14 protein-coding genes are annotated in these 20310 nt (G+C 68.4%); 4 read left to right on the top strand and 10 right to left on the bottom strand.

Annotation, left to right across the window (positions count from 1 at the left end):
• Window positions 1-2: 2 nt before the first annotated feature.
• The 4 genes from tsaB to BLR03_RS09825 form a co-directional block, all read right to left on the bottom strand.
• Window positions 3-674: a tRNA (adenosine(37)-N6)-threonylcarbamoyltransferase complex dimerization subunit type 1 TsaB gene (tsaB, locus tag BLR03_RS09840; RefSeq protein ID WP_091252081.1), complete on the bottom strand. Its 672-nt coding sequence runs from the start codon at window positions 672-674 to the stop codon at window positions 3-5.
• A complete protein-coding gene (gene tsaE, locus BLR03_RS09835) occupies window positions 674-1345 on the bottom strand; it encodes a tRNA (adenosine(37)-N6)-threonylcarbamoyltransferase complex ATPase subunit type 1 TsaE (RefSeq protein WP_091252080.1) in 672 nt (223 codons plus the stop codon). The genes tsaB and tsaE overlap by 1 nt, the downstream gene beginning before the upstream one ends.
• Window positions 1342-2562 carry an alanine racemase gene (alr, locus tag BLR03_RS09830; protein ID WP_091252078.1) on the bottom strand — a complete coding sequence of 407 codons (1221 nt, stop codon included), beginning with the start codon at window positions 2560-2562 and terminating at the stop codon, window positions 1342-1344. The genes tsaE and alr overlap by 4 nt, the downstream gene beginning before the upstream one ends.
• A gap of 658 nt (window positions 2563-3220) precedes the next feature.
• Window positions 3221-4312, bottom strand: coding sequence for a carbohydrate kinase family protein (locus tag BLR03_RS09825; protein ID WP_091252076.1), 1092 nt, complete (start codon window positions 4310-4312; stop codon window positions 3221-3223).
• Between the two features lie 172 nt (window positions 4313-4484).
• Here BLR03_RS09825 and BLR03_RS09820 point away from each other — a divergent pair, with 172 nt between their 5' ends.
• The gene (locus BLR03_RS09820; protein ID WP_091252074.1) at window positions 4485-5942 is read left to right on the top strand and encodes a family 4 glycosyl hydrolase; all 1458 of its coding nucleotides are present in this window, start codon (window positions 4485-4487) and stop codon (window positions 5940-5942) included.
• Window positions 5943-6023: 81 nt separating this feature from the next.
• Here the strand turns inward: BLR03_RS09820 and BLR03_RS09815 are convergent, their stop codons facing one another.
• Window positions 6024-6551 (bottom strand): GNAT family N-acetyltransferase, encoded by a 528-nt coding sequence (locus tag BLR03_RS09815; protein WP_091252072.1) that lies wholly within the window; start codon window positions 6549-6551, stop codon window positions 6024-6026.
• A gap of 207 nt (window positions 6552-6758) precedes the next feature.
• On the opposite strand from BLR03_RS09815, the gene mshA reads away from it, so the two are divergent.
• The 3 genes from mshA (at window position 6759) to BLR03_RS09800 (ending at window position 11026) form a co-directional block, all read left to right on the top strand.
• Entirely contained in the window at window positions 6759-8024 is a 1266-nt protein-coding gene (gene mshA, locus BLR03_RS09810) for a D-inositol-3-phosphate glycosyltransferase (RefSeq protein ID WP_091252070.1), read from the top strand.
• A gap of 77 nt (window positions 8025-8101) precedes the next feature.
• Entirely contained in the window at window positions 8102-9838 is a 1737-nt protein-coding gene (locus tag BLR03_RS09805) for a formate--tetrahydrofolate ligase (protein ID WP_091252068.1), read from the top strand.
• 384 nt (window positions 9839-10222) lie between these two features.
• Window positions 10223-11026 carry an endonuclease domain-containing protein gene (locus tag BLR03_RS09800; protein WP_368086958.1) on the top strand — a complete coding sequence of 268 codons (804 nt, stop codon included), beginning with the start codon at window positions 10223-10225 and terminating at the stop codon, window positions 11024-11026.
• Window positions 11027-11208: 182 nt separating this feature from the next.
• Here the strand turns inward: BLR03_RS09800 and BLR03_RS09795 are convergent, their stop codons facing one another.
• From BLR03_RS09795 to glgX, 5 genes are all read right to left on the bottom strand, one after another.
• On the bottom strand, window positions 11209-12294 hold the full coding sequence (locus tag BLR03_RS09795) for an inositol-3-phosphate synthase (protein ID WP_091252064.1): 1086 nt from the start codon (window positions 12292-12294) through the stop codon (window positions 11209-11211).
• A 187-nt stretch (window positions 12295-12481) separates the two neighbouring features.
• Window positions 12482-13519: an L-glyceraldehyde 3-phosphate reductase gene (gene mgrA / locus BLR03_RS09790; protein WP_091252062.1), complete on the bottom strand. Its 1038-nt coding sequence runs from the start codon at window positions 13517-13519 to the stop codon at window positions 12482-12484.
• A gap of 15 nt (window positions 13520-13534) precedes the next feature.
• Window positions 13535-15343 carry a malto-oligosyltrehalose trehalohydrolase gene (treZ, locus tag BLR03_RS09785; RefSeq protein WP_091252118.1) on the bottom strand — a complete coding sequence of 603 codons (1809 nt, stop codon included), beginning with the start codon at window positions 15341-15343 and terminating at the stop codon, window positions 13535-13537.
• 77 nt (window positions 15344-15420) lie between these two features.
• On the bottom strand, window positions 15421-17748 hold the full coding sequence (gene treY, locus BLR03_RS09780) for a malto-oligosyltrehalose synthase (RefSeq protein ID WP_091252060.1): 2328 nt from the start codon (window positions 17746-17748) through the stop codon (window positions 15421-15423).
• Window positions 17745-20264: a glycogen debranching protein GlgX gene (gene glgX, locus BLR03_RS09775; RefSeq protein ID WP_254788352.1), complete on the bottom strand. Its 2520-nt coding sequence runs from the start codon at window positions 20262-20264 to the stop codon at window positions 17745-17747. Before glgX ends, treY begins: the two co-directional genes overlap by 4 nt.
• Window positions 20265-20310: the final 46 nt, after the last annotated feature.

The following is a 20310-nucleotide window of genomic DNA, read 5'->3' as shown; positions in this document are numbered from 1 at the left end:
GTTCACAGGGCACGCTTCCGGGGTCCGGGCACCTGGGCATCGGACTCGCGGAGGTACAAAGGGGTGGAGTCCAGGAGCTGCTCCCCCGCCGCGAGCCGGGCGAGCGCGAACTGGCCCAGCGAGAGGGCCTCGGGCTGCCGGGTGCTGAATTCGGCGACGGCCTTGACGACGTCGGAGTAAATTCCCGCTCCGGCGCCGTAGACGGGCAGATCCGGAAGATCCGCGGCGAATCCGACGTGCGGGCCGTCGGCAAGGTGCGGCAACTGGGCGTCGGAGAGCGTGTACCGGGCCCAGTACACTTCCTTGCGGCGCGCATCGGTGGCCACGATGAACTCCGCGGCCGAGTCGGTGGATTCGGCGACTTCCAAGGCGATCGCGTCCAGGCTCATGACGCCGTACAGCGGTTTGTCCCAGACAAAGGCGAGGGTGCGGGCGGTGACGATCCCGGAGCGCAGTCCCGTGAACGGTCCGGGACCCACGCCGGTGACGATTGCGTCGACGTCGTGGCCACTGACGCCGGCCTCGGCCAGTAGGGCGTCGATTCCCGGGGCCAGGACCTCCGCGTGCGTGCGCGTATCTTCGGTGGCGAAGCTGGCCAGCACGGACTCCGGCGCGTCATCGGAGACCAGCGCGGCGCTCGCGACGGCCGAGGTGTCGATGGCGAGAATAAGCATCAGGAGTTCCGTTCCGAGGTTTGGGGCAGTCGTTCGGCGGGCGTTGCTTCGAAGCCCGGCAGCGCCGGGGGTTCCGCCCAGCGCGGGCCGAAGCCGCGGATCACGACGGTCCGGGGCTCGTCGTCGTCGTCCGTGTCGAAATCCAGCACGCCGGGTTCGACGGCGGGGTCGACGGCCGTACTGTCGGCGCTGGCTTCGGAGGGCACACCAGCGGCTGGCGCGCCGGCGGCTGGGGCGCCCGCGGCGCCTCCCCGGGTGCGGTGGAGTTCCACCTCCAGGCGGCTGTCACTCAGGTGTTCCACCCGGTCACGGCCCCACTCGACCACGGTCACGGCGCTGTCCATGGTGTTTTCAAGGTCGATGTCATCGATTTCGGCGGCTGAATCCAGCCGGTAGGCGTCCACGTGCACCAGGTCCGGACCGCCCGGCCGGGGTCCCTCGGGCAGGTTGGGGTGGATGCGCACCAGGACGAATGTCGGGGAAATGATGCCAGGCCGGACGCCCAGGCCCTCGCCCAGTCCCTGCGTGAAGGTGGTCTTCCCGGCGCCCAGTTCGCCGGTGAGGATGAGCAGGTCGCCGGTCTCCAGGTCGGCGCCGAGGGCCGCGGCGAGCGCGTGCGTCTCTGCCGCCGTCCGGACCTCAACGCTCCGTTCCCATGCGGGCCCGCTCACGGCCGCTCTTCGCCGGTCGAGGGCTCTTCGTTGATGTAGCGGCGCGGCACCCGCGGGCTGATCCGGGTGACGATCTCGTAGTTGTTGGTGCCGGCGGCCCGGGCCCAGTCGTCGGCTGTGGGTCCGCCGTCGGCGCCGTCGCCGAACAGCACCGCTTCGGCCCCGAGGATGCTCGGTCCTCCGGCCGTGACGTTGCGGGGTCCGAGGTCGATCACCATCTGGTCCATCGCGATGCGCCCCACCACGGGGTAGTTGACGCCTTCGACGCGGACCGGGCCTCCGGTCGCGATGCGCGGGACGCCGTCCGCGTAGCCCAGCGGGATGAGCCCGAGGGTGCTGACGCCGTCCGTGCGGTAGTTCAGTCCGTAGGAAACGCCCTGCCCGGCGGGGACGTCCTTGCAGTGCGACACCACCGTGCGGACCGTCATGGCCGGCCGCAGCCCGAGCTCGGCCGGGCTTTGCCCTTCGAAGGGCGACAGCCCGTACAGGCCCAGCCCCACGCGGACCAGGTCAAAGTGCGTGTCCGGCCGGGACAGGGTGGCGGGGGTGTTGGCCAGGTGGCGGACCTCCGGGTCCACGCCGGCGTCCTGGGCGACGGCGAGGATCTGGCGGAACGCGGCGAGCTGTTCGTCGGTTTCGGGCCGTTCGGGCTCGTCGGCGACGGCGAGGTGGGAGAAGATGCCGACGACCCGCAGCAGTCCCTGGTCCTGGTATTCCATGGCTTCACCCACCAGGCTGTCCCAGGCGTCTAGGGTGGCGCCGTTGCGGCCGAGCCCGGTGTCGACCTTCAGGTGGATGCGGGCCGGCCGTTCCTGCTCCCGGGCGGCGGCCACGATCCGGTCGAGTTCCCAGCCCGAGCAGCCGATGTCGATGCCGGCGGCCACGGCGGCGGCGAAGTTGCTGTCCGGTGTGTGCAGCCAGGCCAGCAGCGGCGCCTCGATGCCGGCGGCGCGGAGGGCCAGGGCCTCGGAGATGTGGGCGGTGCCCAGCCAGCTGGCTCCTGCACCGAGGGCCGCCCGGGCCACCTGGACGGCGCCGTGCCCGTAGGCGTCGGCTTTGACCACGGCCATGATCTTCGCCGGTGAGGCCACCGCCGCGAGGTGGCGGACGTTGTGCCGGATGGCCTCGAGGTCGATTACTGCGGAGCGTTCCTCCGCGCGGGCCGGCGCCGCCGCCGAATCGGGCAGGAGATCGCCTGTTGCTGCTTGGTAAGTCACTTAACGATTCTATGGGCGACGCCGCGGGCCGGATAATCCGCGGGGCCACGCCTACCGCTGGACATGTCCTCCCATCCCCCGGGACATGCCCATTCTTCGCACCCAGGACCGGGCACAACGGTTATATGTCCACGCACTGGCCTCAGAGAGGGGCATGTCCGGTGGCCAACGAGAATCTACCCGGACACCGCTCTCGGCAGATGCCCATTTTTCGCACCCAGGACCGGGCACAACGGGTATATGTCCACGCACTGGCCTCAGAGAGGGGCATGTCCGGTGGCCAACGAGAATCTACCCGGACACCGCTCTCGGCAGATGCCCATTTTTCGCACCCAGGACCGGGCACAACGGTTATATGTCCACGCGCTGGCCTCAGAGAGGGGCATGTCCGGTGGCCAACGAGAATCTACCCGGACACCGCTCTCGGCAGATGCCCATTTTTCGCACCCAGGACCGGGCACAACGGTTATATGTCCACGCGCTGGCCTCAGAGAGGGGCATGTCCGGTGGCCACCAAGTCCGTGGCGGTCAGTGCGCGCGGGACATGCCCATTCTTCGCACCCAGAACCGGGCACAACGGGCATATGTCCATGCCAAGGTCCGGGAGGAGGACATGTCCAGTGGCGGCCACCGCCCGCGCCGGCACCTCCCGCGGCCCCTACGCGTCGGACAGGTGCGCGATGGTCGCCGTCGCCCGCCGCTGCGCCTCGGGCGGAACATCCCGCACGATCTCATCCAGGAAGCGGTAGCGGCGCAGCCATTGACTGGCCTGCCGTTCCTTCCGGGCGTTGGCCCGCTGCCACCAATCGGCAATGTCCCCCCAGCCGGGTGCCGCCAGCGAGCCGCCAACCTCCTGAACGGCCAGAGCCGCACAGAGATTCGCAAACCGCAGCCGGTCCCCGAGCGGCCAGCCGGCCAGGCAGCCGACAATGAAGGCGGCTCCGAAACAATCCCCCGCGCCTGTGGGATCGTAGGCGGACACCGGCAGCGACGGCACCCACTCCTCTTCGCCCGTCTCGGAGTCCACGGCCATGGCCCCCTGGGGTCCAAGGGTCACGACGGCGACCGGCACCCGGTCGGCCAGCGCGTAGAGGGCCGCCCACGGGTTGTCGCGGCCGGTGAAAGCCATCGCCTCGTGCTGGTTCGGCATGAACGCGTGGAAGTACTGCAGGTTGTCCAGCCGGGTGGAGGACCAGACACCGGACGGATCCCAGCCGACGTCGCCGAACAGCCGGACGCCGTTCTTGTGCGCGTCGACGGCCCAGGGCTCGAGTTCCTCCCCCAGCTCCGCCACGGCTGCGAGCGCCGGTGGCGGACAGCCGATCAGCTCGGTGGCGGAGACGGGCGCCGGGTGGCCGTGCGTCACCATGGACCTGTCCTGCTCCACGCTCAGGGATACCGTGACGGGCGAATGCCAGCCCGGCACCCGCCGCGACAGGGACAGGTCCACGTGTTCCTGCCCCGCCAGGATTTTCCAGTTGTAGTCGCCGTAGCCATCGTCGCCGAACGCGGCGGCCAGCCCGGTCCGCAGCCCCAGCCGGGCCGCGGCGATCGCCTGATTCGCGACACCGCCGGGGCAGCTGCCCATCCCGTCGCTCCAGATTTCTGTTCCCGGCTGGGGTGCGTGCGGCAGTCCGGTGAAGATGATGTCCTGGAATACGGTGCCGGTCAGGAGCAGGTCGAACCCGTCCGCGGCCGAGCTGCGGACGGCAGACAGCGGGTCAAAGCGCCGCGTCGGGATCGCGTCCATATACGGCACACTACGCCGTACCGCAGCCGAGCGAAACCGCCGGCAGCAGCGGCCCGACGGCGGCATGTCCGGCACGATAGTGGCGCCCCGGCCCGCGCCACACCCGCCGGCACTGGCCCACACCGGCCGCGCCGGGACGCGCGAAGAATAGCGCGGAGAATAGACTGTCCGCATGCGGCTCACGATCGCCGGCGGGGGCGGGTTCCGCGTCCCCCTGGTCTACCGGGCGCTTTCGGCCGGCCCCTTCGCGGGGCTGGTCCGGGAGCTGGTGCTCTACGACGTCGACGCCGGCCGGCTGGCCGCCATCGAAGCGGTCCTGGCCTCCCTTGCACAGCAGGGTCCGCCCGGTTCCGGGCCGCAGGTCCGTACCGCATCATCGCTCGCCGACGCCCTCAACGGCGCCGACATGGTCTTCGCCGCGATCCGGCCCGGCGGCACGGCCGGGCGGACCGCCGACGAGCGGATCGCCCTGGACCTGAGCATTCTGGGCCAGGAAACCACCGGTGCGGGCGGTATTTCCTATGCCCTGCGGTCCATTCCGCCGATGCTGAAGCTCGCGGAGGAAATGCGGAGCCGCTGCCCCGGGGCCTGGCTGCTGAACTTCACCAACCCCGCCGGCATGGTCACCGAGGCCCTGGTCCCGGTACTCGGGCACAGGGTGATCGGGATTTGCGATTCCGCCGGCGGCCTGGTGCACCGCGCGGCCCGGGCTGCCGGAGTCACGCTGCCCGAAGGCAGGCTCGACGGCGTGGGCTACTACGGCCTGAACCACCTCGGCTGGCTGTACCGGCTGGAATCCGGGGGCCGCGATGTGCTCCCGGAACTCCTGGCGAGCCCGGCCGCGCTGGCGGAGTTCGAAGAGGGCCGGCTGTTCGCGCCCGGTCTTCTTGGGGGCCTTGGCTGCCTGCCGAATGAGTACCTCTTCTACTACTACGACACCGAACGCGCGGTGGCCGGCATGCGCGGCGCGGGCCTGACCCGGGGGGAATCAATCGCCCGGCAGCAGGCCGAGCTCTATCCCCGTCTCGCAGCCGCCGGGCCCGGGGCCTTTGCGCTCTGGGAGGCCGCCCGCCGGTCACGCGAAGAGGGCTATCTCGCGGAAGCCCGCACCGGGGGCGAACACCGCGACGAGACCGACCTCGCCGGCGGCGGCTACGAGCGGGTGGCCCTGGCGGCCATGCGCGCCTTGTCCGGGGGCGGGGAGGCCCAGCTGATCCTCAACACGGTCAACACCCTCCCGGCCGAGACCGCAGTCAACGCTGTCGCTGAGCCGGCCCCGGACCGCCCCGCCGCCGGCCGCGCGGCCGGGTCCGCAGTGCCGGCCGCAGTGCCGGCCGTGCCGGGGCTGCCGGCGGACGCCGTCGTCGAGGTTCCCTGCACGGTGACCCCCGACGGCGCTGTACCGGTTCCGCAGGATCCTCCGGGACCGGAGCAGCTGGCGTTGATGCGGCGGGTCAAGGACGTCGAACGGCTCGTGGTGGAGGCGACGACGACCGGTCGCCGCGAGTCAGCCCTCGCCGCGTTCGCCCGGCATCCGCTCGTGGATTCGGAGGTCCTCGCCGGTAGACTCCTCTCCGGGTACGAGGCCGCATTCCCGGAGCTGGGCCGCCTGTGGCACCGCCGGCCGTGACGGCCGCACCGTAAGTGGGGACCCGCTGGCAGCCCGCCAGCCGGGCACGGCCGTTCAGCCCGGTTTCTCCTGCCGGCCAGGCTAGAGCTTCCGATACATCATGTGGAGGCCCACATACCCCAAGTTCGGGTGGTTGAAGGCCTCGGGAATGGTGGCGAGCACCTCGAAGCCCATGGATTTCCAGGCGGCGACGGCCCGGACATTGCTTTCCACGACCGCGTTGAACTGCATGGCCCGGAAGCCGGCGTCGCGTGCGGCGTCGAGCGAGTAGGCGCAGAGGGCCCGGGCCAGTCCGCGGCCGGCAGAGCCGGGATGGACCATGTAGCCTGCGTTGGCCACATGGCTGCCGCCGCCGCCCTGGTTGGGGTGCAGTTCGCCGGTGCCCAGGATGGCACCGGTGCCGGAGGCGACCGCGACGAACGTCTGCCCCGGCGCCTGCTTGAACCAGCGCCCGCGGGCCTCGTCCTCGGTGGTGTCCCGGTCCCAGGTGAACGTCTCCCCCGACCGGATGACGGGCTCCAGGATCGCCCAGATACCCGCCCAGTCCTCTGGTCGGGCCGCCCGGATTGTCCAACTGCCTGCAGCATCGTGTTCTGTCGTTGCGCTCACAGCCGCCACGTTAGCAGGAGGCCGTGACTTGGGGACCGGGCAGTGAACCGGACGGTGAACGGAACCCGGAACCGTCCCCTGACCGGGCCCGGGAAAGGAACTGTGAAACCGGGCCGCAAAACGAGCTGTGAACCCGCCGCCACTTCAGGAGTAAGGTTTTATCGACATGCATGTGGCAGAGAGAAATCTGCAGAGGAAAGGGGAACCGTGTCGCTGATCCGCCGCGTCGCTTTCCTTTCCCTGCACACCTCGCCCATGGAGCAGCCCGGCTCGGGTGATGCCGGTGGCATGAACGTGTACGTCCGGGCGCTGGCCGCGGCCCTTGCCGAGACCGGCGTGGAAGTGGAGATCTTCACGCGGTCCACCGCAGCCGGGCAACCCGCCGTCGAACATCCCTCCCCCGGCGTTTGCGTCCACAACGTCCTGGCCGGGCCGCCGCGGAAGCTGCCCAAGGAGGAGCTCCCGGAACTGCTGCACAGCATGGTCGCCGAGATCGACCGCATCCGGCACCTGCAGCCGCACGGCCGGTACGACGTCGTCCATTCCCACTACTGGGTCTCCGGGGTGGCAGGCCTGGAGCTCGCGGAATTGTGGCGGCTCCCCCTCGTCCACACCATGCACACCATGGCCAAGGTCAAGAACCAGCTCCTCGAGTCCGGCGAACAGCCCGAACCGCGGCGGCGGGAGGACGGCGAGCAGCGGATTGTCGACGGCGCCGCCCGGCTGATCGCCAATACCGGCACCGAAGCCGCGGAGCTGGTCTCGCACTACAACGCGGACATCGACCGCATCGACGTCGCGCCGCCGGGCGTAGACCTGGCCGTCTTCACGCCGGCTTTCCGGAACCGCGACAGGGCCAGCCATGGCGTGGCCCCGGGAAAGTTCCATCTCCTGTTCGCGGGACGAATCCAGCGGCTCAAAGGGCCGCAGATCCTGATCAAGGCGGCCGCGCTCCTGCGGTCCCGGCGCCCCGACATCGACCTGCAGCTGACCATCCTGGGGGCCGTTAGCGGCGCGAAGGACTTCAACCTCAAGGCGCTGATCAGCGCCGCCGGAATGGACGACGTCGCCACCCACCACCCGCCGGTCAACGCACCGGAGCTGGCCAGCTGGTACCGCTCGGCCGACGTCGTGGTGATGCCTTCCTACAGCGAATCCTTCGGCCTGGTGGCGCTGGAGGCGCAGGCCTGCGGGACACCGGTGCTCGCCACGAAAGTGGGGGGCCTGTCCCGCGCCGTGCAGGACGGGCGCACGGGGATGCTGGTCGAGGGCCACAAAGCCAGCGACTGGGCGGACGCCCTTGAAGCTCTCTACGACGACCCCCAGACGCGCACCGACATGGGGCGCGCCGCCGCGATCCATGCGCAGGATTTCGGCTGGCAGCGCACCGCCGCGATTACGCTGGAGAGCTACCACACCGCCGTGAGCCAGTATTTTGGTACCCTGACCATCCCGGTGGGCCACACACCCTGAACCGGACCCCGCCGCCGAACCCGTGCCGGCAACACCGGCCCGGGACGCCCGTCGCCGCCACGAGCCGAAGGACAACGATGTCTGAGACCACCACTGCCGGGAACAACGTACCCAGCGATCTGGAAATTGCCCAGCGGGCCGTCATGAAGCCCATCGGGGAGATCGCGGCGGCTGCCGGCATCAACCCGGAGGCGCTGGAGCTCTATGGACCCTATAAAGCCAAGATCGACCCTTCGAAGCTGAACGTCGCAGCGGGCGCTGCCGCTGGAACGCCGTTGCGTACCCCCGCACGTACCCCTGGAAAAGTCGTGCTCGTCTCGGCGATGTCCCCCACCCCGGCCGGCGAGGGCAAATCCACCACCACCGTCGGGCTCGCCGATTCCCTGGCCCGAGCCGGGCACAAAGTGATGATCGCGCTGCGCGAACCCTCGCTCGGGCCCATCCTTGGCATGAAAGGCGGCGCCACGGGCGGCGGCTACTCCCAGGTGCTGCCGATGGACCAGATCAACTTGCATTTCACGGGGGACTTCCACGCCATCACCTCGGCAAACAACGCGCTCATGGCCCTTGTGGACAACCACATTTTCCAAGGCAATGAACTGAACATCGACCCGCGGCGGATGACGTTCAAGCGGGTCCTGGACATGAACGACCGCTCCCTGCGCGAAGTCGTGATCGGCCTCGGCGGCCCGGCCCAGGGCATCCCGCGGCAGGACGGCTTTGACATCACCGTGGCCTCGGAGATCATGGCGGTGTTCTGCCTCGCCACGGACCTCAACGATCTGCGCGAGCGGCTGGGCCGGATCACCTTCGGGTACACCTACGACCGCCAGCCCGTCACCGTGGCCGATCTTGGTGTCCAGGGCGCCCTGACCATGCTGCTCAAGGACGCGATCAAGCCCAACCTCGTGCAGACCATCGCCGGCACACCGGCACTCGTGCACGGCGGACCCTTCGCCAACATCGCCCACGGCTGCAACTCCCTGATCGCCACCCAGACGGCCCGCAGCCTGGCGGACATCGTGGTCACCGAGGCCGGTTTCGGCGCGGACCTCGGTGCCGAGAAGTACATGGACATCAAGGCGCGGATGGCCGACGTCGCCCCGTCCGCCGTCGTCCTCGTGGCGACCGTCCGGGCGCTCAAGATGCACGGCGGCGTGGCGAAGGACCGGCTCAAGGAGCCCAACGTGGAGGCGCTGGCCGCCGGCGTCGCCAATCTCCAGCGCCACATCCGCAACGTGGAGAAGTTCGGCATCGTGCCGGTCGTGGCGGTCAACAAATTCGCCACGGACACCGCCGAGGAGCTGGACTGGCTGATTGAGTGGTGCGCCGCGGAGGGCGTCCAGGCTGCGGTGGCCGATGTCTGGGGCCGTGGCGGAGGCGGCGACGGCGGGGATGAGCTCGCGGCGAAGGTGGCGGCCGCGCTGGACGCCCCGCACGCCTTCCGGCACCTGTACCCGCTGGACATGTCCGTCGAGGACAAGATCCGGACCATCGTGCAGGAGGTTTACGGGGCCGACGGCGTTGACTTCTCCGTGCCGGCGCTCAAACGGCTGGCCGAGATCGAGAAGAACGGCTGGTCCGGGATGCCTGTGTGCATGGCGAAGACCCAGTACTCCTTCACCGACGACGCCACCCGGCTCGGCGCCCCCAAAGGCTTCACCGTCCACGTCCGGGACCTCATCCCCAAGACCGGTGCCGGCTTCATCGTGGCCCTCACCGGCGCGGTGATGACCATGCCGGGCCTGCCCAAGGTCCCGGCAGCGATGCGGATGGACGTCGACGACTCCGGCAACCCCGTAGGCCTCTTCTGACCCGACGCTCCCTCACATCCTGCATCCCCCAACCCGACGCTCCCTCACGTCCTGCATCCCCCAACCCGACGCTCCCTCACGTCCTGCATCCCCCAACCCGACGCTCCCTCACATCCTGCACAACGCTGGTGCCGGTAGGGCCGGCACTCCCGACTAACGCCTTAACTCGATCAGGGACATCTGTGGATAACTTCTGCACGACTTTTCAAATGGGTTCACAATGCCAGAATGAAAATGCGATCGGAGCTTCCACGTCCACTCGGTGCAGAACCTTTCACCATCGCCGCTGCCGGGTCCTTGGGGGTGCCGAGAAACAGACTCAGACAGTCAGACGTCCTTCACATCAGCCGGGGTCTCTACCGGCCCGCTGAATGGAGCTTCGAGTTGGAGACGGCAGCTCGGGCTCTGTCCGCTGCCTCGCCCGGCGCCTGGATCTCGCACGTCACGGCCGCCAGGCTTCGCTGCCAGCTCTTGCCTCCGTGGCTGTCGGACTCTGAGGAACTGCACCTGAGCAAGCCCCGGGCCCTGCCTGAGGTCCGGCGAAAAGGCATCGTCGGGCACACGGTTTTGGCGTTGGATGACGAGGTCGAAACTGCGGACGGTATCCGGATCAGCACACGTCCCCGAACGTGGCTTGACCTAGCCCGGCATTTGAGCCTGTCCGAGTTGGTCTGCATGGGCGACGAGCTCCTGCGAATTCCCCGGCTCGGCTTGGAGGGACGGAGCGAACCCTTCGCAACCATCGAAGGGCTGCGCTCGATGGTGAACCGACATCCCAATCTGCAGGGAATTGTCCGCGCCAGGGCTGCCCTGGACTTGATGCGAGTGGGATCCGATTCAGGTCCGGAATCACTGCTACGTCTGGCGATATGCGATGCCGGTCTCCCAGAGCCGGAGCTGCAGCTCCCGCTCCGTCCTGATAGTCCGGGCTCCCCGACGGCGGACCTTGGGTATCGCAGCCGTCGGTTGGCCGTGCAGTACGACGGCGGGCACCACTTGCTCCCCGCTCAGATCTTCAGCGACCACCGCCGTGACAAGGCCTTCGAAGCAGCGGGATGGACCGTGCTTGTCCTGACAAAAGGCGACCTGGCCGACGGCTTCGCGGGCGCCACCGCCAAGATCAAGCGAATTCTCCGCACCGCGTACCTCAGTCCGCGGACCGAGGCTGGTTTTACTAACGCAATGTGAGGGTGCGATCCGCAAATCCCTGCACAACGTGAGAGAAGGTCGGGACGGTACCGGCAGCACGCGAGGAAACGTCTTGTGGGCCCCCCGGACCCACGACGCTCCCGCACCACAGGTGCGGGAGCGTCGTGTTCAAACACCCCAAACGTGCGAGAGCGTCAGGGTGTTATGCGGTGCGGGAGGGGTTAGCGCTCCAGGTCGCCGCGGATGAAGGCCTCGACCTTTTCACGGGCGAGGTCGTCGTTGAACTGCTCCGGCGGGGACTTCATGAAGTAGCTCGACGCGGAGACCAGCGGGCCGCCGATGCCGCGGTCCAGGCCGATCTTGGCGGCGCGGATGGCGTCGATGATCACGCCGGCGGAGTTGGGCGAGTCCCAGACTTCGAGCTTGTATTCCAGGGACACCGGGGCGTCACCGAAGTTGCGGCCCTCGAGGCGGACGAAGGCCCACTTGCGGTCGTCGAGCCACTGGACGTAGTCCGACGGGCCGATGTGGACATCGCGGGGGGCGATCTCGGCCTCGACGTTGGAGGTGACGGCCTGGGTCTTGGAGATCTTCTTGGACTCGAGGCGGTCGCGCTCCAGCATGTTCTTGAAGTCCATGTTGCCGCCGACGTTCAGCTGGTACGTGCGGTCCAGGGTGACCCCGCGGTCCTCGAACAGTTTGGCCATGACGCGGTGCGTGATGGTGGCGCCGATCTGGCTCTTGATGTCATCGCCCACGATCGGCACGCCGGCGGCAGTGAACTTGTCCGCCCACTCCTTGGTGCCGGCAATGAACACGGGCAGGGCATTGACGAACGCCACGCCGGCGTCGATGGCGCACTGGGCGTAGAACTCGGCGGCTTCCTGGGAGCCGACCGGGAGGTAGCAGACCATGACGTCAACCTTGGCGTCCTTGAGGGCCTGGACGACGTCGACCGGCTCTTCCGGGGACTGCTCGATGGTCTCGAGGTAGTACTTGCCGAGGCCGTCCAGGGTCGGGCCACGCTGGACGGTGACACCGGTCGGCGGGACGTCGGCGATCTTGATGGTGTTGTTTTCGCTGGCCAGGATGGCGGCGGACAGGTCCTGGCCGACCTTCTTGCCGTCGACGTCGAATGCGGCGACGAACTCGACGTCGCCCACGTGGTACTGGCCGAACTGCACGTGCATGAGGCCCGGAACTGTGGCCGTGGGGTCGGCGTCCTTGTAGTACTGGACGCCCTGGACCAGCGAAGTGGCGCAGTTACCTACGCCGACGATTGCAACACGAATCGGATGTGAAGACACGGAACTCCTTTGAGGAAAGGGTGACCGGCGCGGCCGCACTCTGTTGTACTGCATCAGTTGTGCGGGCGGCAGGCGGACACGGCGCCGTAAGGCGCCCTTAGTAGTCTAATCAACACCGCCGGGACCGCGGTTGTTCCCGCGGTCCCGGCGAAGCTGACTGGTCCGCTGGATTACGTGACGGGCCGGGCTACTTCTGGGCCCACAGGTTGATGTCGGAGTCGACGGCGAACTCATCGATCGCGTCCAGCTCATCGGCCGCGAACTCCAGGTTCTTGATCGCGGCCAGGGTGTCCTCAAGCTGGCGGACGCTGGACGCGCCAACGAGCGCGGACGTGACGGACGAGCCCTTGCCCTGCTCCCGCAGGATCCAGGCGATGGCCATTTGCGCGAGTGTCTGCCCGCGGCCCTCGGCAATCCTGTTGAGGCCGCGCACGCGGTCCAGCTTGTCCGTGGTGATCATCGATTCGTCCAGGGACTTGTCCTGGGCGGCACGGGAGTCGGCCGGGATGCCCTTGAGGTAGCGGTCGGTGAGCATGCCCTGGGCCAGGGGCGAGAACGCGATGGATCCCGCGCCCACCTGCTCCAGCGCCTCGAAGAGGTTGGGACTGCCGTTCTCCGTCCAGCGGTTCAGCATGGAGTAGCTGGGCTGGTGGATCAGCAGCGGGGTGCCGAGCTCCTTCAGGATCCGGGCTGCCTCAAGGGTCTGCTGCGGGGTGTAGGAGGAAATGCCCGCGTAGAGCGCCTTGCCGGAGCGCACGGCCTGGTCCAGGGCAGCCATGGTCTCCTCCATCGGCGTCTCCGGGTCCGGGCGGTGGCTGTAGAAGATGTCCACGTAGTCCAGGCCCATCCGGCCCAGCGACTGGTCCAGGCTGGCCAGCAGGTACTTGCGGGAACCGAAGTTGCCGTAGGGACCGGGCCACATGTCGTAGCCGGCCTTGGTCGAGATGATGAGTTCGTCGCGGTAAGGCCTGAAATCGTCCTTGAAGTGACGGCCGAAGTTGGTCTCGGCGCTGCCATAGGGCGGGCCGTAGTTGTTGGCCAGGTCAAAGTGGGTGACGCCGAGGTCGAAGGCGCGGCGCAGGATGGCGCGCTGGATCTCGAACGGCTTGTCATCGCCAAAGTTGTGCCACAGGCCCAGGGAGATGGCCGGAAGTTTCAGGCCGCTGCGCCCCACGCGGCGGTAAGGCATGGAGTCATAGCGGGTATCAGCTGCCAAATAAGTCATACGTCATATCCTGCCCTAGTTTGTAAGGATCGCGGCGCTGTGGCCGGGGAGATGGAGACGACCGGAGGCCTGCTCCCCACCCGTAGTGCGGTCGGCACCCGGATCCAGCCGCACGCCGTCGTCGGTGGCCAGGGCGATGGCGCCCCCGCTGACCGGGACGCGCCGCGCCTCGCCGGAGAAGTTCATCGCCACCTCGGTGCCGCCGCGCCGGAACAGCAGCCAGCCTTCTTCCTCGCTGACCTCGGTGACGGTGTCCTGGAACCCGGGCTCCGTCAGGTCCGGCGTCGTGCGGCGCAGCGCGATCAGCGCCCGGTACAGCTCCAGGAGCCGGGCGTGGTCCCCCTCGGAGGCCTCGGTCCAGTTGAGCTTGGACCGGGTGAAGGTTTCCGGATCCTGAGGATCGGGCACGACTGCGGGGTCCCACCCCATGCGCTCGAACTCCCTGATCCGGCCTTCGGCCGTCGCCTTGCCCAGTTCCGGTTCCGGGTGGGAGGTGAAGAACTGCCACGGGGTGCTGGCCCCGTACTCCTCGCCCATGAACAGCATGGGCGTGAACGGCGACGTCAGGGTGGCGACGGCGGCGAGCGCGAGGTGGCCGTAGCCCAGGGTCTGGGACAGCCGGTCGCCGGTGGCCCGGTTGCCGATCTGGTCGTGGTTCTGGCTGCACACCACAAGCGCGGCGGGGTGGACCAGGGCCGGGTTGATGGGCCGTCCGTGGTGCCGGCCGCGGAAGCTGGAGTAGCTGCCGTCGTGGAAGAACCCGCATTCCAGGACCTTGGCGAGCGCCCCGAGTGAGTCGAAGTCCTCGTAGTAGCCGGTGGTTTCTCCGCTGACGTTGACGTGGACGGCGTGGTGGAAGTCGTCGCTCCACTGCCCGGCCAGCCCGTAGCCGTTGACGTCCCGCGGGTAGAGAAGGCGTGGGTTGTTCAGGTCCGATTCCGCGATCATGGTGGCCGGGCGGCCCGTCTCCGCCGAGACGGCGTCGGCGAGCGCGCCGAAGTCCTCCAGGAGGTGCACGGCGCGCTCGTCCTTGAAGGCGTGCACGGCATCCAGCCGCAGGCCGTCCACATGGTAGTCGCGCAGCCACATCGCGGCGTTGTCCAGGATGTAGCGGCGCACCTCGTCGGAATCCGGGCCGTCCAGGTTGACGGAGTCGCCCCACGTGTTGCCCTCCCCCGACTTCAGGTAGGGCCCGAACCGGGGGAGGTAGTTTCCGCTGGGGCCGAGGTGGTTGTAGACCACGTCCTGGATCACGCCAAGGCCGGCCCCGTGCGCGGCGTCCACGAAGCGCTGGTACGCCGCGGGTCCGCCGTAGCCTTCGTGGACGGCGTACCACTGGACGCCGTCGTAGCCCCAGTTGTGGGTGCCGTTGAACCCGTTGACCGGCAGGAGTTCCACGAAGTCGATGCCCAGCTCCGCCAGGTACTGCAGCTTTCCTGCCGCGGCGTCCAGCGTTCCTTCCGGGGTGAAAGTGCCCACGTGGAGTTCGTAGATGACGGCGCCCTTGAGTGCCCGTCCCGCCCACTGACCGTCCGCCCATTGGTAATGGCCGGCGTCGAAGGTACGCGAAAGTGCGTGCACGCCCGCAGGCTGGCGGCGGGAGCGCGGGTCCGGCAGCGGAATGGAGTCCCCGTCCAGCAGGTACCCGTAGTCCACGTCCCCGGAGGCGGGCGCTCCGGGGGCGGTCCACCAACCGTCACCGTCAGTGCCGCCGACGGGCCGCCGGGCCATGGGGTACTGCCGACCATCGGCAAGCAGCGTCACCATGCCCGCTTCCGGCGCCCAGAGGTCGAAGCGCGCGCTTCCGTGTGCAGGCAAGGTCATCGTCATGCTCCGTTCCGCTGTCCGGGGAATCAGCTCTTCAGGAATACCGTTTTTAGGAATACCGACGCAGGAATACGTCAGGCCGCCGGCACAAGCAGGGCTACGGGGTAGTCCCGCAGGATCTCCCCCACCGCTACAGGGCCCGGGCCGAAGGTGCTGCCGGTCAGTTCGTCGGTCATGGCGGCGGCGAACCGGATGGACGTGTCCTGCCATCCGCCGCGCTGCTCGAGTCCCCGGGGCAGCCGGGTGGCAAGCGTGAGGGCACCCGGGGTTGAGGCGGTTCCGCGGTCAAAGGCGAGCAGGTGGGCTGCTGCGGCGCCGGTGGCCGTGACCGGCACGTACCCGGTGAACAGCTCCGGCCGGTCCCGGCGCAGACGCAGGGCCCGCGAGGTGACGAGGAGTTTCGCCGCGTCGTCCAGGAACGACGCCGGACGCTCACCGGCGTCGAGCGCGGCGAGGGCGCGCCGGCGCTCACCGAAGTCGAACGGCCGCCGGTTGTCCGGATCCGTCAGCGACCGGTCCCAGAACTCGGTGCCCTGGTACACGTCCGGCACCCCGGGCATGGTGAGCTGGACGAGTTTGGCACCCAGCGAGTTGACGGCACCGTACGGCGCCAGCAGCGCCACGAGGGATTCCAGCTCAGCCGTCACCTCAGGGGTGTCGAAGGCGGCGTCGACGGCGGCGGCCAGCTTCGCTTCGAAGGCCTCGTCCGGATCGATCCAGTTGGTCGAGTTCCCGGCTTCGCGGGCGGCCTTTTGCGCATAGGACTGCAAACGGTCGCGGTCCGCAGGCCATACCCCTGCGACGGCCTGCCACAGCAGGTTTGCCAGGGGCCCGTCCGGCAGGGGTGCCAGCTTCTGCAGCCGCCGGAGGGATGCCTGCCACTCCGGCGCCAGTTCCGCCAGGACCGAGATCCGGGCGCGGGTATCCTCGCTGCGCTTGGTGTCGTGGGTGCTGAGCGTCGTCATGGACAACGGGAGCTCGGCCTGGCGGCGGGCCATCCGGGTGTGGAACTCCTCCGGGGCAACGGAGAATTCGGTGGGGTCGGCGCCCACTTCGGTCAGGGTGCCTAGCCGGGTGTACCGGAAGAACGCGGTGTCTTCCACGCCCTTGGCCATGACCATGCCGGAGGTCTGCTGGAAGCGGATGCCGATCTCGGCGTCGGCATCCAGCAGCAGCGGAAGGAGGATTCCGACGGCGTGTCCGAGGTCCGGGCGGCGCCGGACAGCCAGGCCGCAGGCCCCCCGGAGCACGTCGGCGCCTTCGGGCAGGTAGCTGCGGTAGACAGGGAACGCCGCGATGATCTCGGAGAGACCATCCGCCGCGGCGTCCTGGGCCAGCCCCGCAGCAGCCGGAACCAGCCGCGCCAGCCGGAGCATTTCCGAGTGCAGGATCCCGTCGGTGATCCTGCGCTTAGTTCCGCGGATCATGTCATCGTAGTCGGCAGCCTGCCCGCCGCGCAGTTCGGCGTCGAGCGCGTCGAGCGCCCCCTGGCCGGCGGGGTCGACGAACACCCGGTCCACGTCCGCGAGGGCGTCGTAGCCGGTGGTGCCCTCGCACTCGAAGCCGGCCGGCAGCACCTCGCCCGGTTCCAGGATCTTCTCGATCAGGAGGTAGCTGCCGTCTGTGGCCTTGCGCAGCCGGCGCAGGTAGCCTTCCGGGTCGGCGAGGCCGTCCGGGTGGTCGATCCGCAGCCCGTCAACGAGTCCCTCCCGGACCCACCGCACAACTTCAGCATGGGCTTCATCGAAGACCTCAGGCAGCTCCACCCGGATCCCGGCCAGGCTGTTGACGGCAAAGAACCTGCGGTAGTTCAAGTCCTTGTCCGCCCGGCGCCAGCCGATCAGCTCGTAGTGCTGCCGGCCGTGGACCTCGCGGGGATCATCGGCGGTGGAGTCACCTGCGGTATACGTGCCCTCTGCGAGCGGGAAGCGGTGGTCGTAGTAGCGCAGTTCACCGTCACGGATCTCCAGCGCGTCCACGTCCGAGTCCCCCCCGAGCACGGGGATCCGGACCCGGCCGCCGCCAAAGTCCCAGTCGACGTCGAACGCCTGGGCGTAGCGGGAGTGCTGCCCTTCCTTCAGGAGGGACCACCACCACGGGTTCTGGGCCGGGGTCGCGACGCCGACATGGTTGGGCACTATGTCCACGAGCACGCCCATGCCGGCTTCCCGGGCCGCGGCGGAGGCCGCCAGCAGGCCGGCTGCGCCGCCCCGGTCCGGATCGATGGCGGAAGGATCCGTGACGTCGTAGCCGTGGTCCGAACCTTTTTCCGCCGTCAGGATCGGCGAAAGATAAATCCAGTCCACGCCCAGGGACTTCAGGTACGGAACGGTCTGCGCGGCGTCCTGCAGGGTAAAGCCGGGCCGGATCTGGAGCCGGTACGTCGAGACGGGCGTCCTCATGAGGCAGGGCCCTTCCTGGACCGAGGCTTCTTGGCGGGAGCCGCCTTCGGGTTCGCGGCCGCCTTGGACGAGCCGCGTTTGGCCGGGGCCGCCTTCGCCGGTGCGGGATCAGGCTCGGCCGGAGCCGGATCCTGCTCGGGCGCCGGATCTGCTGGCTCGGCCTCCGGCCCGGGCGCGATTTCAGGAACCTCGGCCTCCGGCTCGGGCGCGGCTTCAGGAACCTCGGCCTCCGGTTCGGGCGCAGCCTCCGGCGCCGCCGGAACCTCGGGTTCGGGCGCCGCCTCCGGCGCCGCAGAAACCTCCGGGGCCGGGACCTGGGTTGCAGCGGGTGCGGCCGGAGCCGCTTCCGCGGGGGCCTCGGCCCGGGCGGCCAGGGACGCCGCGGCGGAGTAGTCCACCTCAACTTCCGGGCCCGAGTAGGCGCGCAGGACCACGAGGGACTTCGCCGCCAGCTTCAGGACGGATCCGGCCTTGAGCGGCTGGTCCGTGTCGGCCTGGTCGGCGGTGTCCACCACGACGTCCCAGAACGGCGAGTACTCCTCGGCCGGGAGAAGGAAATCGACGCGGTCGTCATGCGCGTTGAACGCCAGAAGGAAACTGTCGTCAGTGATCCGGCGTCCGCGGGAGTCCTGTTCCTGGATGCCGTGGCCGTTGTAGAACACGCCGATGGTCCGGCCGAAGCCGCTGTCCCAGTCCTCCGGCAGCATTTCCTTGCCGTCGGTGTTGAGCCAGACGATATCCGGGAGCTTCTCACCCTCACCGCGGCGGACGGGGCGGCCGTCGAAGAAGCGGCTGCGCCGGAAAATGGGGTGGTCGCGGCGGACTTTGTTGACCACGGCGGTGAACTCCACCAGCGGCTGGTCCATGTCATCCCAGTGCACCCAGCTCAGTTCCGAGTCCTGGCAGTAGGTGTTGTTGTTGCCCTGCTGGGTGCGGCCCAGCTCGTCGCCGTGCAGGAGCATCGGAACGCCCTGCGACAGCAGGAGGGTCGCAATGAAGTTCCGCTGCTGGCGGGCGCGCAAGGTCAGTACGGCGTCGTCCTCGGTCTCGCCTTCCGCGCCGCAGTTCCAGGAGCGGTTGTGCGATTCGCCGTCGTTGTTGCCTTCACCGTTGGCGTCGTTGCGCTTCTCGTTGTAGGACACGAGGTCGCGCATTGTGAACCCGTCGTGGGCGGTGACGAAGTTGATGGAAGCCACCGGGCGCCGGGCAGAGCTCTCGTAGAGGTCGGCCGAACCGGTCAGCCGCGAGGCGAACTCGCCGAGCGTGGCCGGTTCCCCGCGCCAGAAGTCGCGGACGGTGTCGCGGTATTTGCCGTTCCATTCGGTCCACTGCGGCGGGAAGTTGCCCACCTGGTAGCCACCGGGGCCCACGTCCCACGGTTCGGCGATCAGTTTGACCTGGGAAACGATCGGATCCTGCTGGATCAGCTCGAAGAAGGTGGAGAGCTTGTCGACGTCGTAGAACTCGCGGGCCAGGGTGGACGCGAGGTCGAAGCGGAACCCGTCCACGTGCATTTCCGTGACCCAGTAGCGCAGGGAGTCCATGAGCAGCTGCAGGGAGTGCGGGTGCCGGACGTTGAGCGAGTTGCCCGTGCCGGTGTAGTCCATGTAGTGCTTCAGGTCGCCGTCCACCAGCCGGTAGTAGGCGGCATTGTCGATGCCTTTGAAGGACAGCGTGGGGCCGAGGTGGTTGCCTTCTGCCGTGTGGTTGTAGACCACGTCCAGGATCACTTCGATGCCGGCCTTGTGCAGGTCCCGGACCATCGCCTTGAACTCCTGGACCTGGTGACCGACGTCGCCGGAGGAGCTGTAGGTGTTCTGCGGGGCGAAGAAGCCGATGGTGTTGTAGCCCCAGTAGTTGGTAAGACCCTTCTCCACGAGAGTGCCGTCGTTGACGAACTGGTGCACGGGCATGAGCTCGATCGCGGTGATCCCGAGTTTCTTGAGGTGCTCGATCACGGCGGGATGGGACACGCCGGCATACGTGCCGCGCTGCTCCTCCGGGACCTCCGGGTGCAGCTCGGTCAGGCCCTTGACGTGGGCTTCGTAGATGACCGACTCGTGGTACGGGATGCGCAGCTGGCGGTCGCCGTCCCAGTCAAAGAACGGGTTGATGACGACACCGTGCATGGTGTGTGGAGCCGAATCGGTGTCATTGCGGGACATGGGGTCCCCGAAGTTGTAGGAAAAGAGCGCCGGGTCCCAGTCGATCTGGCCCTGAATGGCCTTGGCGTACGGGTCCATCAGCAGCTTGCTGGGGTTGAACCGGTTGCCCTTGTCAGGATCGTATTCTCCGTGGACCCGGTAGCCGTACTTCTGTCCGGGCTGGACTTGCGGCAGGTAGCAGTGCCACACATAGCCGTCCACTTCGGTCAGTTCGATCCGGGTCTCGCTCAGGTCGTCAGCCAGGAGGCACAGTTCCACGCGCTCGGCGCGCTCGCTGAACAGGGCAAAGTTGGTGCCAGTGCCGTCAAAAGTGGCTCCCAGCGGGTAAGCCGTTCCGGGCCAGACTTCCATGTGTACTCCTCGTGCGTGACGAATATTCTCTAGACAGACTACTTGT

Source organism: Arthrobacter sp. ok909, assembly GCF_900104405.1.
Classification (GTDB): Bacteria; Actinomycetota; Actinomycetes; order Actinomycetales; family Micrococcaceae; genus Arthrobacter; species Arthrobacter humicola.
The sequence above is the reverse complement of the archived record's forward strand: the minus strand, read 5'-3'. Positions and strand labels throughout refer to the sequence as shown.

Excerpts from the sequence above, each read along its gene's own strand:
- BLR03_RS09805 (WP_091252068.1), top strand. The coding sequence starts at position 8,102 with ATGTCTGAGACCACCACTGCCGGGAACAACGTACCCAGCGATCTGGAA.
- BLR03_RS09820 (WP_091252074.1), top strand. The coding sequence starts at position 4,485 with ATGCGGCTCACGATCGCCGGCGGGGGCGGGTTCCGCGTCCCCCTGGTC.
- tsaB (WP_091252081.1), bottom strand. The coding sequence starts at position 674 with ATGCTTATTCTCGCCATCGACACCTCGGCCGTCGCGAGCGCCGCGCTG.
- glgX (WP_254788352.1), bottom strand. The coding sequence starts at position 20,264 with ATGGAAGTCTGGCCCGGAACGGCTTACCCGCTGGGAGCCACTTTTGAC.
- BLR03_RS09825 (WP_091252076.1), bottom strand. The coding sequence starts at position 4,312 with ATGGACGCGATCCCGACGCGGCGCTTTGACCCGCTGTCTGCCGTCCGC.
- mgrA (WP_091252062.1), bottom strand. The coding sequence starts at position 13,519 with ATGACTTATTTGGCAGCTGATACCCGCTATGACTCCATGCCTTACCGC.
- treY (WP_091252060.1), bottom strand. The coding sequence starts at position 17,748 with ATGAGGACGCCCGTCTCGACGTACCGGCTCCAGATCCGGCCCGGCTTT.
- treZ (WP_091252118.1), bottom strand. The coding sequence starts at position 15,343 with ATGACCTTGCCTGCACACGGAAGCGCGCGCTTCGACCTCTGGGCGCCG.